This is a genomic window from Sulfitobacter sediminilitoris (genome assembly GCF_010667575.1).
Taxonomy (GTDB): Bacteria; Pseudomonadota; Alphaproteobacteria; order Rhodobacterales; family Rhodobacteraceae; genus Sulfitobacter; species Sulfitobacter sediminilitoris.
On record NZ_JAABNT010000036.1, the window covers coordinates 1 to 13,565 of the forward strand.

A 13,565-nucleotide genomic window follows, 5' to 3' on the forward strand; every position below is an offset into this window, starting at 1 on the left:
AAATGGCGGAAGCTCGACGGCGCAAACCGCATGCCCGAGATCATCGAAGGGATTGCATTTAAGGACGGGATCAAACAACTTAACCAAGCCGCCTGATCACGCCGTCACCAACTTTTGAGCATAGCTCTTGGCTGCCTGACTAAACCAAGTAACGGCAGCAATGAAGCTAAGCTATTTGAAGATTTCCGCATAGCGAGGTGCAAAGTATTTGATGAAATCCTTAACCTCCGTTCGCCGATAAGCATCAGGCGAGATCAACATGAGCTGAGGAACTATTAGCTCTTGGATCTCGCTGAAACACCTCAATAAGGTCTCGTCATCCTCTACGAGCCTTATATTGCTGATGCCCAGGCCTTTGCCTGACCTGATAGCAGCATGCATCAGATCAATTTCGCTATAGGTTGCAACGATTTGTTCCGGCAATACGTTGCGACGCAACCATTCGTGAAAAACATTTGGCACATCTCCACGCTGAAAGGTTACAAACCGGTGCCCCCCCAATTCCTCAATAGACGATGGTAACCCAAATTTCTGCGCATAGCTTGCGCCGCCAAAAAGTGACCAGCGCGCATCGCTAATCTTTCTACAAATCAGATTGGGATCGGGCTCGGTTCTAGCCAAACGTAGGGCGATATCGGCTTCGCCTGCCATCAAATCTAACGACTTAACAGTGGGCAGGAACTCGAACGCGGCATTTGGATTGTAAGCTGAGAACTGGTCGACAATATCAAGCATGCGCGGCGAGAAATTCCCGGAGAAGGCTGTGATGCGGATTGGTTTTCCGGTTGCCAGTTCAGCGGCCTGATCAGAAAATTCCAATATTGTTCTTTCCACAGCTTCAGCGTGTTCTACAAGCCGCCGCCCGTTCTCAGTCGGCTTAAAGCCGCGAGTGTCACGCACGAACAGGTGCAACCCTAACGCATGTTCAAGCGCTTCGATGCGTCTTGCGACGGTAGGCTGGGCTACTCCAAGTTTCTGTGACGCTGCAAGGGTTGATCCCTCTCTGACAACTGCCAGAAAAACACGAATATCGGACCAGTTGCGAAATGCGCTCTTCATTTTTGTAGAACAACACAACGTTGCGACGGATACCAGAAAAATTGTCCCCCAGCTATCCTTGAGCAACATAGACAAACTCTGAAAGGGTCGAGCATGTCTACATTGTCTATCCCGCTTCACAACTGGATCAGCGTCTCTCGTTTTTGCGGCCTTTTTAGCAGACCCACTTCAAAAGCAGATCGCAAGGTGAGTTCGCATGCCGAAAGAAAAGCTGAACACGATGCCCTTAAGGACGTGATCTGGAGTAACCCGGAGGCGTTTGCCAGCGAAACGGATGTTCAATACCTGATGCAAATGTACCCTGGCGAATTTTGAAAAGGTGCGACAAAGTCTTTGTCCCAAACTGCTCGTGATCCAACGGCGGACTTCTCACCGCTTGCCGGATACTTCGCTTTCTACGCTACCTCGATGGACGCCTGTTTTGTCGGGGAGCATCAAGTTGTTCCACAGCCGGGCAACTTCTACGGGGGATGGGTTACAGACAACCTGCGCGGCCAAATCAAGGGCGCACCGGGAACGGAGCAGTGGTAGTGCGGATCTCTATCATGTTGCGGATCTTGCTGGCCTGACTGACGCAAGCGAACTCTGACGGAAAGGCCTTTAAACGGTCGTTTACGCTGGGGGGGGGGCGCAATTAGAGCCCAGGAAATTCAATCACAACTGCTGCGTGATCGCTGGCGTGAGGCCTGTGTCCTCCAACTTTGCGAAGCCGCCCCCCTTTGAAGCGGGATGCTTCGGTGCCTAGCCCGCGACAGATGACCTTGGGCTTGCTGGTGGGGTATTCCTCCGCAAGTGCTGGGGAGGCAAGCATGGCATCGGGGCAGTGATAGAGGTCGGAATGCGGGTCGTAATATGTCCAGCGATCCGCTTCTGGAATTCGCATCATTAGATCTACGGAAAACTCGGTCTCAAGTGGCGCTATTGCGCGGTCAACCTTTGGGCCAGAGGATCGCGGTTCGTTCAAGTCACCCAGGATTATCCACAGATCAGACTGCGGCATTCGAAACTTTTGTTCGATAAGGCGACGCGTTGCGACCGCCTCCATTCTGCGGATTTTCCATGCCTTGTCCGCGTTGGGATAGGGTGACTTGAAGTGGCATATGACACAGGTCAGCTGCCCGATCGTGACCATGAGACAGTCTCTTCGGAAAATTGGGCGTTCGGGGTCGATGCCGTCGGGCGCAACTATGTCCAGGTCAGCAAGCGTTACCGCGACGTGGCTTTCAACGGAGGCGACCCGGCGACGAGACATGATCGCGACATTGAGACCCCGACCGTCATTACCAGGCAAGCAAATTCGATGTTCGTAAAGCCCTGCCCCGGCGGGTTGCAGGTATTCCCGATGAAAATAGTCCAACGTCTGCAAATCAAAGACTTCTTGCAATGCGACGACATCTGCATCCAGTTCAGCCAAAAGTTCAGCAGTCAGTCTCCGATCGATCGGATCCAGCCTTTCATCCTCCGGCGCGTCCGCGTCCCACGCGCCGTGCAGTTTCTTCTGCCCATCTACCGTTTTGAGCCTGAGGTTCTGAACATTAAGTGTGGCAACGCGCATCGGTTTTCCAAGCTAGCTGGCCAAATCATTTTACCAGATAGCTTTCTTCGATGTCACCCATATCCCAGTTGTGAGCCGTCGGCTGAGAAGCAATAGTCGATTACACGGTCTTTGCTGAATGGCTCTCTTTGAGACGGGCAGGGGGCAAATCATTGGAACTTTGTGCCCGGCCCAAGGGTGCAGTCGAAACCGATTGCGCAAAGGCCGTGTGCTCTTGACGTCGATGGCCGGATGGGGGCGCCGTGCCGCCTGGATTTGCTACTGCCGCTATGCAGAACTACACTTAGCTTATGTCGCAGTTGTTGATCGTCTATCATTCTAAAACTGGTGGCAGTCGGCAAATGGCCGAGGCTGCCGCTAACGCAGCTCGTGTGGAAATTCCAACCGAACTTAAGCTGGCAGCAGAAGCCGAACCCACAGACATGCTGATGGCCGACGGGTACATCTTTTGCGCCCCAGAGAACTTGGCTGCTATTGCCGGCTTGATGAAAGACTTCTTCGATCGCTGCTATTACCCAGTACTAGGGAAGGTTGAAGGCAGGCCATACTCGCAGATGGTCTGTGCTGGCTCCGATGGTGAGAGCGCAGCGCGCCAGACAGCCCGTATCGCGCAAGGTTGGCGACTTCGTGAAGTTCAGCCACCGTTGATCGTTTGCACACACGCGCAAACGCCTGAAGCGATCCTGGCCAATAAGGTGATCCCCGAAGAGCAGTTGTCTCTATGTCGCGAACTTGGTTCCGCCATGGGCGCTGGTATCAGTATGGGAGTGTTCTAGGCGACTCATGCGTCTGCGGGAACCAGCGTCATGTCATAAACGGTTGACGGTTCGGGGGCTCTAAGCAGCCGATCGCTGCGCTTAGCGCGACGGCAAAGTGCAGAACATATAATCGCAGTCCTGAAAGCCTGATGTGAGAACTAAGTGCTTACAGCGTTGTCTGCTTTGGTTGATTTCATCGTCTTTGCGACCTTTTGAGATGGCCGCACCCCGGACTGTGCTACTTTAGAAGGTCTGTGTTTTTGGCTCGGCTTGGATTAGAAACAATAGCATCCTTTCGATATGGCCTTTCATTCGTAGCTGGTCGGGGGGATTGCGCTAAGGCCAGCGACCTTAGCGACTTGGCCATTGAGATGCCAGGTTCATGCACTGGGGGGTGCTTTTGATGACCAGATATCCACGACAAGATACGTCAGAGGTCGTGACGCCATTTCGCCGGCGCTTAGACACATCAAGAACGAGTGGCAGTCTTGGGGCAGAGAGGGGAGATATTGCTTCAAATTCCTTGGAGAAATTAGAGCTTTTCAGAGGTCATGTGAATTATGTTCGTTCTCGCGTCAAAAGCACGAAGACTAAGGACAGCTTGACCCTGAATGAAAAGAAGGCGAGCGACCCCAAGGAACAGGAAGATGTTGCGGTTTTGGTCAACAAGCTGAAGGACGATTTGAGTGATAGCAAGAGGCGGGCGGTCTTGGCGAAAGCCTTGGCAAAGCAACCGACGCGGCGCATCGTTGACATGCAGCGTATCTCTTCCGCACCGGTCACGCGTCACTGGTGGTGGCCTTTCAAGTGATGCACTTTGATAGCACTCCCTCGCTTGGGGGATGGAAAGAGCAATGATGACCAAAGACGAACAGATCGAACTCGTAAAGCGTTACTTTGCATCGGTAGATGATGAGGACCTTAACGGCGTTCTTTCAACGCTGGCAGGTGACTGCGCGTTTTCCGTCGAAACCCATAATGTCAGACTTGAAGGCCACGAGGCGATTTCCGGCATGCTCAAGCGGCTCTGGGCGAACCACGAAGCAGTGCGTCATTTTGATTTCGTCTTTATCCCTGATCCAGAGGCGGGTCGCATCGCTGTCCGCTTCAGGGTCGAGAACACCGAGCATGATGGGAGCGTGACGCGAAAGTCTAACTGTAACTTCTTTGAGACGCGCGCTGGGCAGTTCTCGGCGATCGCCGTCTACATGGCGGGTGCCAATACACTTCAACAAAGTGATTGAAGGATCAGTCAAAATGGACTGCAACACCCCTGTCGATGGCGAGCTCAAATAACCCACTCACTTGTCTTCATATGTAATTTGATATGATTGGCTGTTAATGGAGGCAGAGTATTGCTGAAAACATTAATCAATCGGATCGCAGGTTGATGGGGATCCAGCAAAACGGGCGGCCCCCGTATGAGACCGCCCGTTGCTTCTTTGATCAGTGGCAGGCTTGAGCTTGCCGCTGTATCTTATGCCAGCGCTAGGTTGCTGGCAGATTCGCGTCCGTCACGGCCAGCTTCGATGTCGAAGGTAACCTTCTGATCGTCTGCCAGACCTGTGAGGCCCGCCCGCTCAACAGCGGAAATGTGGACGAAAACGTCCTTGCTGCCGCCATCGGGTGCGATAAAGCCGAAGCCTTTAGTTGTGTTGAACCATTTGACTGTGCCTGTGGCCATAGTCGTGTCTCCTTGTGTGTGCCATCCGCGGAAGTGCGATGACCCGGCGTGGTCGGTCTAGTCGATCGTGGCGCCGGGTTAGGGAGACAGGGGGTCGAGGTAGAATAACTTTAGCAACCCATCGTTTGGCAGGTTTGTGAGCTTTACACAAGGGCAGGGCGATGTGCCCCTACAAACAGCCAGTGAACGGAATGTCATTCCCGGCGGACTTTTCAAACGTCCTCCAAAAGATGGTCAAGGTTCTCATGTCGGGACGCACCGACCCTTCGCTGTGACTTTGAGCCGTGTGTGGAACCAATGAGCGCTGATACGTCCCAATTCGGTGCGATGCTCCAGGAGAGATAGAGAAGAACGTCGTTCCGAAGAGGCTTTATGAGCGATTGGAAGTGCAGGTGCGAAGTCGAGCCCGAGGGGGGATGTGGCGTTGGGAGCGACATCCCTTAACCACGTGAGGCAATCATGAAATCTTGCCTCAGTTCGACTTCGCAGATCCGTACATAGAGAGTTTCTTTGCGTGCGGATAGCGAATAAGATTGTTACTTAAGACTTCTTTTCCTTATGGATAGAAGCATGGACATTACCCTCATCAAGACCTTTGTCGAGGTCGCCAATACCGGATCGTTCGTCGCCGCTTGTGACCGGCTCTTTGTGACGCAATCGGCCGTCAGCCTGCGCATCCAGAGGTTGGAGGACAGCTTGGGCCATCCTTTGTTTGTTCGTTCAAAAGCAGGTGCGGTTCTGACACCGGAGGGCAAACAGTTTGAGCGGTATGCTCTGAGCCTTCTGAAAATATGGGAAGAAGCCAAACAGCAGATCGCCGTTCCCGAAGGTTACAGCCGTGCCATTTCTCTTGGCGCGCAATATTCGCTTTGGCCGCGATTGGGGTTTCGGTGGATGGATGCACTGCAGGCCGAGATGCCGGAACTCAGTGTCCATTGCGAGTTGGGCATGAGCGACCGCATCATGCGTTTTCTGGTCGAAGGCGTGATCCAGGCAGCACTGCTCTATACACCGCAGCTCCGCCCCGGCCTGATCGCCGAACCGGCGTTGGATGATGAACTCATCCTCGTGGCGTCTTATCCAAACGCAACGCTTGACCTAAAGGACGCCTTTGTCTCGGTCGATTGGGGCCCGGAGTTCACGCATGCGCTCGCAATTGCCCTCCCACATCTCACGGATTCTGGACGCTCAATGGCACTGGGATCACTTGCAATGGAATATATCGTCAACCGTCGGGCAGCTGCTTACCTGCCTGCCAGGTCAGCCAGGCGCTATCTGGATGCGGGAAAGCTGCATCTTGTGGCGGACGCGCCACGGTTTCCGTATCCGTCCTGGGTGATCTGGCGAGATGACATGGATGCAAAGCTGTCTGATGTGGCACGGCGCACTTTGGCAGGGGTCGTGCAAGACGCTGCAAAAGAACAGGAAATACTCGTTTCTCCGATTGAAGCGATGGGCGACTTTACCCAGCAAGGCCTTCAATTCTTTCCAGACAAGCTCGGCGCGCTTTCCGAGTGTTTGCGGGTCATAAAGCCAGGTGGCCAGGCTGTGTTTTGCACCGCGCGTGGGTTGGAGGAAAATCCTTTAATGCAGGCACAGGTTGCCGCCTTTGGCAGGCATTTTGGCGAAGAAACAACCGGAGCGATCCGTGCCGTATGTGGCTTTCCTGATCCCGATGAGATGCGGTCTGTATTCGAAGGAGCAGGGTTCGGGCAGGTCGCAGTCGAGAAAGTTATTCTTGATCTTGAAGCTGAAGATGGGTCCGCATTTGTGAACGGATTGATGATGGCCACGCCAGTTGCCGACCGTATCGCGGCAATGAACCAGACAGAAAGAACGGCACTGCACAACGATATCCTAAAGGGGTTCGGAAACTGCTATGATGGTTTCGCGCTGCGTTTCCCCCATAGCGCCAACGTCGTTGTGGCTTCGCGTTCTGTGTAAACTCTGATGGGTCACCATTCATGGAATAATCTGTAACGAACGGCTGGTTTTGCAAAAGCCTATCGGCCGCCATAGGAATTTTCATTACCTTATCGCTGAATAGCGGCTTAGAACCAAAGTGACGTTTCCAGTTCGCAACTGCAGAAAACCAAAGTGCTGACGTGACCTGCGCCGCCAACGGCAGTTTTGCGCAGCATTCCGTCATCCGGGCGTAGTGCAGCATCGGTCACAATGGGCTCACTTGAGACCTTCGTCGCACTTTGCACCGATGACTGCAAAGCGGGACGAACCGGACGTTCGGGCAAGAGTCAGCTGACCAGTTTGTACAAGGGCCACTCTTCAGGAATTCCCTTCAGTGATACGGCTCCAAGGGGCGAAAACTCTCTACCCGACCCGACCACGAGGTCCCGAACGGTTCCAGAGACCCAAATCTCGTTCTCATATGCAATATCCGCTATTCGGGCGGAGATATTCACTGCAAGGCCAGTCAGATCATCTCCCCGCTTCAAACATTCGCCTGTGTGGATGCCCGCGCGAACGTCAAGGCCGATCTTCTCAGCCTCCGCCCGTATTGCAGAAGCAGCTGCCAAGGCGTTGCTTGGACCCCTGAATGACGCCATTACCCCATCGCCAAGGGACTTTATCAATGTGCCATTACACCTTGCTAAGGCACGCATGACCGCGCGGTCGTGCTCTTCGATAACTTCACGCCATTTGTCATCGCCGACAATTGCGGCGCGCTGTGTTGACCCTACAATATCTGTCACCAGAATACTGAGAAGCACTCGGTCGTTCTGCAAAGGCTTCTCAGGTTTGGACACAAAATCAACAATTAGATCGGCCACCTGATGTGCGTCCCCCACCCACGGAATGTGATCTACTCTAGTTATCTCCAGATACTCCGCATTCGGCAAATGGTCCGCCAAATACTTCGCTTCGACCGCTCCTACGCTCTGATCCCCGTCCGCGTGAATAATGCGTGTGGGAGATTGAATGGTCGGTAGGAGAACCCTCACGTCATGCTCATAATTCAATCTTGTCAGGCGCTCGGCGGTCTTGGGGCTGCCTGACTGTACGATCATTCTGTTGAAGAAGGCTAATTCATTCGGATCATCGGCTGCGCTTGGTGCAATGACATTGAAAAATTGGGAAAAGTCTCCCCAATTTCCCACCTCCGTTTCGATACCTTTTTCAAACTCGGCTCTTCTCTGACCGTATGGCCAATCTGGCTTCCATGCACGACAGGGTCGGCATCCGAACAGCACAATGGAATTGACGCGCTCCGGATAACTGGCGGCAAACATCAGAGCCATACTACCGCCTTCACTCACACCGAAAATAGAAGCCTTGTCTGCGCCAGCTGCATCCAGCACCGCCCGAATATCCTCCGCCCGTTCTTCTAGTGTTGGTACGCCTACATCACGGTCTGACATCCCTGTTCCCCGTTTGTCAAACAGGATGAGACGGCAATTCTCGGCCAGGCGGCTAAGAAATCTGTTGTAACCGGGGTTCTCCCAGAGGACGTCGATATTTGACAGCCATCCCGATGCGTAAATCAGATTTTGAGGTCCATCTCCAATCACTTGATAGGCAATTGCGACATCACCTGATCGGGTAAATCTCGTTTGAGGCTTCTGCAAAGTCATTCGGCGCCCTCTGAGTACACGTGCCGCAACTGTACCCAAACTATATTGGATGACAAATGTGTCTGGCTGCGCTGTCTGTTCAATCATAGGTGTGATGTCAACAAAGGGCTCGCCCTGGTCATCTGACTATTTCTGTCGGATGACAATGGGCTCGAAGCGGACTTGCGGCGATGCAGCGGGGTAAGCTTGGACTGCAAACCGAAAGCGGGCATTCCCGAAACACAGGAAGTTCAACGCCTTCAGGGGCGTGATCCGATGCTCGGACATTTGATGGATTGAAGCGGTCGTTAGACTGCAGGGCCCGAAACGACGGCACAGAGCCCAGAGTTGACGAAAATAGTTCGAGTCCTAGCGTCAGCTTGTCAAATCTGCCGTACGCAGGCCAGCGGCGAGGTGTTCAAAGTCCTCTGGTCGCTGCCACATCTTTCTAAAACCACGAGCGAGACTTGGAACGGAGTCTTCATCTACCTCGATGCCTCTGCTTGCAAATTCGTCGTGACGTTCAGCGATGAATTGATGTAGCGCTGCCGTAGCTTCCCTTTCTCGCCCAAGATGCGCATAAGACGCCGCCACAAATGCCGAGGCTAGGGAGTTTAGCCGGGCCTCACCGATCAGTAACCCAAGTGTCGCCTCCAGGTGGCCGTTGAAAAATTCGACCTGTCCCATGATCCAGTCGATAGCAGGCGGATGCAGAGGGTCCAGCCGCATCGCTTCGGACACTATCTCGCGCGCCTTTTCATGTCGCCCAAGCAAAAGGAACGCGTAGCCGCACCAAGCCATGGACTCAGCCTCGTTTTCGATCATCGAAAGTGTCTTTTCAAATTGTGCCTCAGCCTCATGCCAGAGACCGGCGCAGAGATAGGCGAAGCCGAGTTGGTCTTGGATGTAGACGTCACGGTTATCCAACGCAGCTCCCTTCCGGGCGATATCGAGCGCAAGGGTAGGGGCGTCAGACCCCGCCAGCCCCAGCCAGAGATCAACCACATAGGTATCCGACAGATACATGTACGCCCGTGCCACAGACGGGTCGAGTGCTACTGCACGCTCCAACAATGCCCGGGCGCTCGCCGTATCGCGGGCATTTAGCCCGTCGCGGAGCGACTTGGCTTTGAGCATCAACTCATATGCCTTCATCTCATTTGCAGGTTTTTGCGCCGAGCGACCCACAACGTCGTGCTGAACTCGTCCGGGCAGGACCGCTACTATGCTTCGCGTTACCTCGTCCTGAACCGCAAGAACATCTTCAAGTTCGTGGTCATATCGTTCTGACCAAAGCTGTGCGCCAGATTGAGCGTCGACCAATTGAACCGAAATTCTCACCCGATTTCCGACCTTTCGAACACTGCCCTCGACGAGATAACCGGCCCCTATCGCTGCTGCGATCTCAGAAGGATCAGTGTCCTGTGCCCGGAAACGGAAGGAGGCGTTCCGGGAGATAACTTTCAGGGTACGAAAACGCGACAAGCCTGTGATAATGTCTTCCGCGATACCATCGCTGAAGAAAGTCTGCTCGGGCTCGCTACTCATGTTTTTGAATGGTAGAACGGCGATGGTTGCCCTTTTGGGCGGTTCTGGCCGAATCGGCTCCGGGGGCGCGGAACTTAGCCCGCCAACTCGCCAGGCGCGCACTGGTTCTGCGACGTTCTTAAGGGCGTGTGCGCCTGTATCTTCCCATTCGATCCCAAGGCTGGCACCAAGTACTCGGTAAACGGTTTCAGAGACCAGAACACCGCCAGGCTCGGCAATTTGCTCCAACCTTGAGGCGAGATTGACTCCGGAGCCGAAGACATCTCCATTTTGAAGAATGATGTCGCCGAGGCTGACACCGATGCGGAAGCGGATGGGCTCGGCCTCGGCACTTGGTGTCTGCTGCCATTCTACAGCACAGGAAATGGCGTCAGCCGCGCTGTCGAAGCTAGCTAGTAGTCCGTCGCCCATTTGTTTGACGATGCGACCGTGGTGGCGGTGAATAAGCGGGGCGACGATGCCATCAAAATGAGCCGTCAATGAGGTGAGCGTGTCGGCTTCGTCCCGCTCCATCCGGCTGGTGTAGCCGACCATGTCGGCCGCCAGAATTGCCGCCAGTTTTCGATCCACGTACTTTCCTCCCTCCCACTTCATACTGTTCAGCGCGCAGTTGGGCCATGCCTATCGGAAAAGAAGAGTTGGTAAAGGGCGGCGTCAAGCGCAGCTAACAACTAGAACGAGCCCAAAACGGTTATCTTAACTTTTATTTGTGAACGACGCTTCAGGCAGGAAGCTTTCCACCAGACTGTAGCCATCGCGCGTCCTCTTCCGGAAGTAACTCCGAAAGTCGCTCCTGAAATGAGCGGAGGTCTTCGTCTGACAGCTTGCCCTCCCACTTTCGACTGCTTGCGCTATCGAAGAAGGCTGCCGGGTCTTTGAAGGTTGCGGATCGTTGAGTGTTTTCTCTAGCACCTGCTTGCGCATTGGCTTGCATGCTTTCGAACTGCATGCTGTCTTCGATCGCGACCAACGTTTCATCGTCAATTTCCAACCCAAGGACGGAAGCGAGCTTTCTGGTATGAGCGAGCAAGTCGCGCCGCATATCGGCATAATGGAGAATATGTACGTTGGAGTGTTGGATGTTTGACTTGAATGACTTGAAGTGATGGGCGATGGCCTCAAGGGTGATCCCATCGGCCATCTCCTCTCGAACGGTCTCACCAAGAAAAAGGGCGAATGAAGCTGTCGGCTCATCCGGGAATCTGTCCTGGATCAGGTCTTCCTTCAGGTTGGCCACATGTCGGCGCATCGAAAAATGGGCGTCGATTGGGTGTCTGTACACCGCAATGTAGGAGCAATCTGGATCGAAAGGAATGCCATCAAAGGGCGTGTGTGTCTTGATGCATCTTCTGTGGCTTTGAGCTTCGAACATTCGAGCTATGGGGAGTTGATCGCGAAATGCAGGATCGAGCCAAACCGACAGATCATTCATGACCTTGTCCATACCGGGCTTTTTAAACAGGAGCGACAGCACAAGGGCCTGTGTCCATGTGGTTCCGCACTTGGGCGGTGTTGCAACAATCACATCTCCTTGGCGCAGCAGGAATGTGTCCCAAATCCGGTTGTCGGTAAGACGTGTTCTGTACTCGAATGACTTTCTTGAAGGCGCTCTTAGTGTCATTCTGATTTCCGCCAATTGACCCTTGGATGAGACGATAGCAAGTTCAATACAATGAACATAGAGCTTTACTGGGACACGAGCCGGGCGGCTATTCAAAGTGCCAAACCAAAACATTGCAGGCGCCGTCGGACGGCCGTTTTGTCCGCATGTGAGACATAGAACGCCAGCGCAGCGGATGGCCGGTGTTGGCAAAAACGGTCCTTGCATCGCCGAGGCGGACGTTGCCGCGGCGCGGACCTGTTATGAGTGACTGGTTACGGTGGCTTCCCGGTCATCTGACAGAAAGACTCAGATGAATGCGTTGAGCCCAACGCTGACAAAGGTGCGCGAATTCATGCGGTATGTTTCTTATCAGCGGTTTGTGTTTCAATCCCTAAATGGCACGCCCCCTGTGCAGTCCAGACGCAGGTCATTGGGCAAAGCCCACGTCTCTGGATCGCAAATCAAACGCGCCACCGCTTCCGCCGCGGCTTCGAGCATTTTTTCACCCTTGTCCACATTTGACCGCGCGGGGTTTCCCGCGAGACCATTTTCGGTCACGTGCGCGAACGGCCTCCAGCGATACGATCCTTTTCCAGCTTGGAGGAATTTATTGCCGTCCATGGGGCTGGCCAGCCCACCAAGATCACTGTCGTCAACCAGTTCTGGTTCGCACACCATCATCATCGAGGTTTCCGCCTCGCCTGCGTGCATCACACCCGGTTGGTCCTCAAGATGTTGAGACAGCTCCTCGCCTGCCTCGGTGACATAGGTGGTCGCGACCAGTGTAGCTTCTGATAAAGGGGACAGTTCGTCCAAGATCTGCTGCATCGCGATGATGTTTCCGCCGTGGGAGTTGGAAATCAGAATATCGCGAAAACCGTGGCGAGTGATGGAATCGATCAAATCCCGCACGACCCGCCGGAACGTGTCATGACTGAGGATCAATGTGCCGCCAAACGGAATGTGATGTTCGGATAGGCCTGACCAAACCACAGGTGTCACCACGACCGGCCGGGTGCCATACGCTTTGCGCGCCGCGCGATGTGCAACTTCTTGACCAAGCCGAGTGTCGGTCATCACAGGCAAATGCGGCCCGTGCTGTTCGATCGATGCAATGGGCAAAATCACAACTGCGTTCTCATTTGCCAAAGCGCGCAGTTCATGCGCTTTCAGCCGCGCCCAGTCCACTTCAATCATTTGACCATCTCCCATTTTTCAAATGCTGTGACCGGTTTCACGGGTCGACGGATAACGATCACCGCGAATGGCACCAAAGGTCAATGTCGCTTGGGCGCTAATGTCTGGTTCGTCCGGAGGGTGTGTGAAAATTCGAAATTCGCGCCCTTTTGGTGCCGCTCATTTTCCCGAAGCGAGGTGTTTGTGGCTCAGCTCAACGAGAGAGGCCGCAAATCTTGCTGTTTTTGTCGTTTTGCCGCCGCGCAAATAGTTTTCACACAACCTCTCCGCATGTGACAGTAACCGGCTCAGCGTACGACCGGTTTGGATTTCGGCCAATTTGTACGAGTTCAATGGCCGCTTTCGGGAAACGGTGCTGCGCCGCCGCGTCTGGTTGATAAATTTGATTGTCGCGCGTAGGGAAGTTTCGCTGCACCAGCATCAAGCGGGAAAGTCCGCATGTGAGACGTCGAACGCAGTCGCAGCGAATGACATGGTGTGTTTGCGGCGGTCGCTCTCCGGAGGTTAACGAGGTTCTATAGTATCGGCCTCACAAAACCAGCCGTAAAGGAGAACGACCATGACCCATTATGTAGGTCTCGACGTGTCCGTC

The 13,565-nt window shown here is 53.9% G+C and carries 13 protein-coding genes; 6 read left to right on the plus strand and 7 right to left on the minus strand.

Going from position 1 to position 13,565, the window contains the following annotated elements; translation table 11 throughout:
- Positions 1 to 171: 171 nt before the first annotated feature.
- Positions 172 to 1,128: a LysR family transcriptional regulator gene (locus GV827_RS22155; protein WP_164356330.1), complete on the minus strand. Its 957-nt coding sequence runs from the start codon at positions 1,126 to 1,128 to the stop codon at positions 172 to 174.
- Positions 1,129 to 1,152: 24 nt separating this feature from the next.
- Between GV827_RS22155 and GV827_RS22160 the strand changes: the two genes are divergently transcribed.
- Together GV827_RS22160 and GV827_RS22165 are read left to right on the plus strand one after the other, a co-directional pair.
- Positions 1,153 to 1,374, plus strand: a complete 222-nt coding sequence (locus tag GV827_RS22160) for a hypothetical protein (protein WP_164356332.1) — start codon at positions 1,153 to 1,155, stop codon at positions 1,372 to 1,374.
- A gap of 18 nt (positions 1,375 to 1,392) precedes the next feature.
- On the plus strand, positions 1,393 to 1,590 hold the full coding sequence (locus GV827_RS22165; RefSeq protein ID WP_164356328.1) for a DUF427 domain-containing protein: 198 nt from the start codon (positions 1,393 to 1,395) through the stop codon (positions 1,588 to 1,590).
- A gap of 103 nt (positions 1,591 to 1,693) precedes the next feature.
- Here GV827_RS22165 and GV827_RS22170 read toward each other — a convergent pair whose 3' ends face one another.
- Entirely contained in the window at positions 1,694 to 2,614 is a 921-nt protein-coding gene (locus tag GV827_RS22170; RefSeq protein ID WP_164356334.1) for an endonuclease/exonuclease/phosphatase family protein, read from the minus strand.
- 290 nt (positions 2,615 to 2,904) lie between these two features.
- On the opposite strand from GV827_RS22170, the gene GV827_RS22175 reads away from it, so the two are divergent.
- The 3 genes from GV827_RS22175 to GV827_RS22185 all read left to right on the plus strand — a co-directional run bounded on the left by GV827_RS22175 (position 2,905) and on the right by GV827_RS22185 (position 4,616).
- On the plus strand, positions 2,905 to 3,390 hold the full coding sequence (locus tag GV827_RS22175; RefSeq protein ID WP_164356336.1) for a flavodoxin family protein: 486 nt from the start codon (positions 2,905 to 2,907) through the stop codon (positions 3,388 to 3,390).
- Between the two features lie 505 nt (positions 3,391 to 3,895).
- On the plus strand, positions 3,896 to 4,183 hold the full coding sequence (locus tag GV827_RS22180; protein WP_164356338.1) for a hypothetical protein: 288 nt from the start codon (positions 3,896 to 3,898) through the stop codon (positions 4,181 to 4,183).
- Positions 4,184 to 4,229: 46 nt separating this feature from the next.
- A complete protein-coding gene (locus GV827_RS22185; protein WP_164356340.1) occupies positions 4,230 to 4,616 on the plus strand; it encodes a nuclear transport factor 2 family protein in 387 nt (128 codons plus the stop codon).
- Between the two features lie 233 nt (positions 4,617 to 4,849).
- Here the strand turns inward: GV827_RS22185 and GV827_RS22190 are convergent, their stop codons facing one another.
- Positions 4,850 to 5,056, minus strand: a complete 207-nt coding sequence (locus GV827_RS22190) for a cold-shock protein (RefSeq protein WP_164356342.1) — start codon at positions 5,054 to 5,056, stop codon at positions 4,850 to 4,852.
- Between the two features lie 570 nt (positions 5,057 to 5,626).
- Between GV827_RS22190 and GV827_RS22195 the strand changes: the two genes are divergently transcribed.
- Positions 5,627 to 7,000 (plus strand): LysR family transcriptional regulator, encoded by a 1,374-nt coding sequence (locus GV827_RS22195; protein WP_164356344.1) that lies wholly within the window; start codon positions 5,627 to 5,629, stop codon positions 6,998 to 7,000.
- Between the two features lie 308 nt (positions 7,001 to 7,308).
- Here GV827_RS22195 and GV827_RS22200 read toward each other — a convergent pair whose 3' ends face one another.
- From GV827_RS22200 to GV827_RS22215, 4 genes are all read right to left on the minus strand, one after another.
- Complete coding sequence (locus GV827_RS22200) at positions 7,309 to 8,733, minus strand: adenylate/guanylate cyclase domain-containing protein (protein ID WP_164356346.1); 1,425 nt, start codon at positions 8,731 to 8,733, stop codon at positions 7,309 to 7,311.
- A 267-nt stretch (positions 8,734 to 9,000) separates the two neighbouring features.
- Complete coding sequence (locus tag GV827_RS22205; protein WP_164356348.1) at positions 9,001 to 10,743, minus strand: adenylate/guanylate cyclase domain-containing protein; 1,743 nt, start codon at positions 10,741 to 10,743, stop codon at positions 9,001 to 9,003.
- A 151-nt stretch (positions 10,744 to 10,894) separates the two neighbouring features.
- A complete protein-coding gene (locus tag GV827_RS22210) occupies positions 10,895 to 11,908 on the minus strand; it encodes a sulfotransferase domain-containing protein (protein WP_164356350.1) in 1,014 nt (337 codons plus the stop codon).
- 252 nt (positions 11,909 to 12,160) lie between these two features.
- The gene (locus GV827_RS22215) at positions 12,161 to 12,973 is read right to left on the minus strand and encodes a creatininase family protein (RefSeq protein ID WP_164356352.1); all 813 of its coding nucleotides are present in this window, start codon (positions 12,971 to 12,973) and stop codon (positions 12,161 to 12,163) included.
- Positions 12,974 to 13,565 lie beyond the last annotated feature (592 nt).